3 protein-coding genes are annotated in these 3,388 nt (G+C 67.9%); 1 reads left to right on the forward strand and 2 read right to left on the reverse strand.

Translation table 11 applies throughout. The features are described 5' to 3' along the window. Window positions 1-339: 339 nt before the first annotated feature. A complete protein-coding gene (locus tag VF794_RS26460; RefSeq protein WP_331115093.1) occupies window positions 340-894 on the reverse strand; it encodes a hypothetical protein in 555 nt (184 codons plus the stop codon). Further along, a complete protein-coding gene (locus tag VF794_RS26465) occupies window positions 891-1,979 on the reverse strand; it encodes a metallophosphoesterase (RefSeq protein ID WP_331115094.1) in 1,089 nt (362 codons plus the stop codon). Before VF794_RS26465 ends, VF794_RS26460 begins: the two co-directional genes overlap by 4 nt. Window positions 1,980-2,051: 72 nt before the next feature. Here VF794_RS26465 and VF794_RS26470 point away from each other — a divergent pair. Further along, the coding region (locus VF794_RS26470) for an acetyl-CoA hydrolase/transferase C-terminal domain-containing protein (protein ID WP_331115096.1) at window positions 2,052-3,388 on the forward strand (1,337 nt) is incomplete at its 3' end.

Below are 3,388 nucleotides of genomic sequence, written 5' to 3' on the forward strand. Positions count from 1 at the left end.
AGCAGCGTGGATGTCATCAGCGCCTCCGATGGATGACGCCCACTCTATCGGGTGGCCCTGACAAATCCGGACAGACTGGACAGCGCGGGCAAAAGGCGCCTCGTGTCGTAGGGTCCGCAACCCAACCGCACGGGTCGCCTGGAGCAGCTCGATGCACCCCTGGTGCAGAAGAGGAGCGCATGCCCCTCGCGCCTTCTGGCCCCTCCGCAGCTCCGGCTCGGAGGCGAGCTGACACTCCGTACAGCCACTGACCTCGCGCGAGAGCACCTCGGGACTAAAAATGCCGGGGGGACTCATGGGCCACCACCGGCATGCAGCTGCGAGAGAATGGGGCGAGCGTCAGGGCGCACGCGTCTCGGGCGCGGTGCTCCCGTTGCCCTTGCGCCTGCCGTTCGGGGAGGGCTTCTTGCTCGTCTCCTCCTGCCGGCGCGGGGTCTCGGCGGCGGTGCGTTGACGCCCGGGGACGGCGAAGACCTCTCCCGGGTCGTTGCCGCGGACGAGAGCCTCCACCGTGTCCTGCCGGGCCTTGAGGCTCGCCATCGCCTCGCGCAGCTCCTTGCCGAGTGCCCGCACCTCATGCCGCTGCGCGTCCAGCTCGTCCTGGAAGTTCTCCGTCATGGAGCCGAGCTCCTCGTGGACGTTGTTGATGAGCCCCTTAAACTCGCTCACCACGTTGGCGTTCATGGCGGCGAGCTTGTCCAGCAGCTCCGAATGCTTCTTGTCCAGCTCGTCCGGGGCCAGCTGGCCGTGGAGGTTCTTGAGCGATTCGGGCGAGCGGCAAGGTACGCCGGGCGACTGCCTGGAGTTGTTCAAGGGCGGGCCGGGTCTGGACAGCGAGGACAAGCGCACCATCGAGGACATGACCGAGTTGCGGCTACTCGTGCTGCGGCTCATGCCCGGCGCAGCGTGATGACCGCCAGTTCCGGCGGAGCGCCCAGCCGCGCGGGTGGCCCGGTGGTGCCGGCGCCACGGTTCACGTAGAGCCACGAGCGACCTTGCCGATACAGCCCCGCGGTCCAGCGGGTGATGAACCGTGCCAGCGAGAGGCGGCGGACGCCCGGGACCGCGAGTTGTCCGCCGTGCGTGTGGCCCGAGAGGGTCAGCTCGACGGCGCGGGCCTGGGCCTCGGGAAACAGGTCGGGGTCGTGCGCGAGCAGCACCGTCGGGATGCCCTCGGGCCTGCCCGCGAGCGCCCGAGCCAGATCGTGGCGTGAGGTCCAGGTGTCGTCCACACCCGCGACGTACAGGCGAGCACCTCCCCGCTTCACCACCACCCCTCGGTTGCGCAGGACGGTGAGCCCCCCTCGCTCCAGCTCCCGGATGAGGTGCTCGCCGTCGGTGAAGTAGTCGTGGTTGCCCATGCAGGCGAAGGCGCCATCCTTCGCGCGCAGACCGCCGAGCGCCCGCGCGACGGCCTCGACATGCGAGGACCCGTGGGTGATGAGATCTCCAGTGATGGTTACCAGGTCCAGGTCGAGTGCGTTGAGGCGTGCGACCCAGGAGGAGACCCGGCTCTCGGGGACATGGGGCCCGCAGTGCACGTCGGAGATCTGCCCGATGCGGTAGCCGTCCAGCTCCGGCAAGAGTCCCTCCACACGGACCACCCGCTTCCGAAGCCTCGGCCGTCCGAGGACCGCATCAACGCCCACGCCAAGCGCGAGGGCTCCAGCCAGGCCCCAGGTGGCGCCCATGGGCATTCCTGCCTGGACGGCCAGCGAGGCGGGGAGCATCAGCAGATCGAAGACCAGGCAGGCCGACCACCAGCCCAGTGCCAGGTAGGTGGAGGGCGCGGGTGCCGTGGTGTGCCAGGGACTCTGGAGCTGGCGCAAGTACGGGAGCGACACCAGCAGCGCGACCAACGCGGGCAGGGGCGTGCGCGTGAGCCAACAGAGCCAGAGCACCGTGGGAAGCTGGACGACGGTGGAGAGGAGGGCCGCCAGCAACTGGAAACGGTTCCGAAGACGGATTCGGCTGGACATGGAACGAGGTATTTAACCGGCGCCGGTGCCATGGGCAGCCAGAGGACGCAGTATTGGAGCCACAGGAACCCTATGAGCACACTTCAGGAGCGAGTCGAGAACGCGGAGCTGCTGGCCAAGGTCGTCCCGGTGGAGGAGGCGGTGAAGCACGTCTCCGATGGCAGCACCGTGGCCATCAGCGGGTTCACCAAGTCGGGCGAACCCAAGACCTTCTTCCCAGCGCTCGCCCGCCACCTCGCCCAGACGGCGCCCCACTCTCGCATCACCCTGCTGAGCGGCGCCTCGCTCTCGGACGACGTGGAGGGGCCCATGGCCCCCTTCATCCGCAAGCGCGGGCCGTACATGTCCTCGGCCGTCTCGCGCAAGCTCATCCACTCGGGGGAGATGGACTTCACCGACGTCCACCTCTCCGCCTTCGCGCGCAACCTGATGTACGGCTTCTACGGGGAGATCGACGTCGCCGTCGTCGAGGTGTCGCGCATCCGCCCGGACGGCAGTGTCGTCCTCTCCTCCTCGGTGGGCATCTCCGCCGAGGCGCTCGCCCGGGCGCGCAAGGTCATCCTCGAGGTGAACACCGAGGTGCCGGACTACACCGGCTTCCATGACATCGTCCTGCCGACCGTCCATCCCAAGGTGGGCTGGCCGCTGCCGGTGGTGAACGTGCGCGACCGCATCGGCACGCCCTACGTCGAGTTCGACCACCGCAAGGTGGTGGCTGTCGTCGAGTCCCGCACGCCCGACCACCCGGTGGCCTTCAAGGCGGCGAGCGAGACGGACCGCCGCATCGCGCAGAACGTCATCGACTTCCTCCTCCAGTGCCGCTCGCAGTTCGACTGGGGCAAGCGTCTGCCTCCCATCCAGTCCGGGGTGGGCAACGTGGCCAACGCCATCATCGGAGAGCTCTACGCCTCTCCCTTCCAGAAAATCCGCTTCTGGACCGAGGTCTTCCAGGACGGCATGTTGCGCTACGTGGAGGACGAGGCGAAGTTCGAGACCGCCTCCGCCACCGCGGTCTCCTTCTCGGCCGAGGGGCGCCGACGCTTCATGGAGTTGTTCGAGCGCTGCCGTGACAAGCTGGTGCTGCGGCCCATGTGGTTGTCCAACAACCCGGAGATCATCTCGCGGCTGTTCGTCATCGCGATGAACACCCCCATCGAGGTGGACATCTACGGCCACGTCAACTCCACCCATATCGACGGCTCGCGCATCGTCAACGGGCTGGGCGGCTCGGGAGACTTCTTCCGCAACGCCTACCTCAGCATCGTGCACACGCCGTCCACCCGGCCGTTGAAGGACGGGCGCATCGTGAGCTGCGTGATGCCGTACGTGCGGCACATCGACCACACCGAGCACGACATCAAGTGCGTCGTCACCGAGCACGGCTACGCGCTCAACATGGACATCCGCTC

The sequence above is a fragment of the Archangium sp. genome, from assembly GCF_036389735.1.
Taxonomy (GTDB): domain Bacteria; phylum Myxococcota; class Myxococcia; order Myxococcales; family Myxococcaceae; genus Archangium.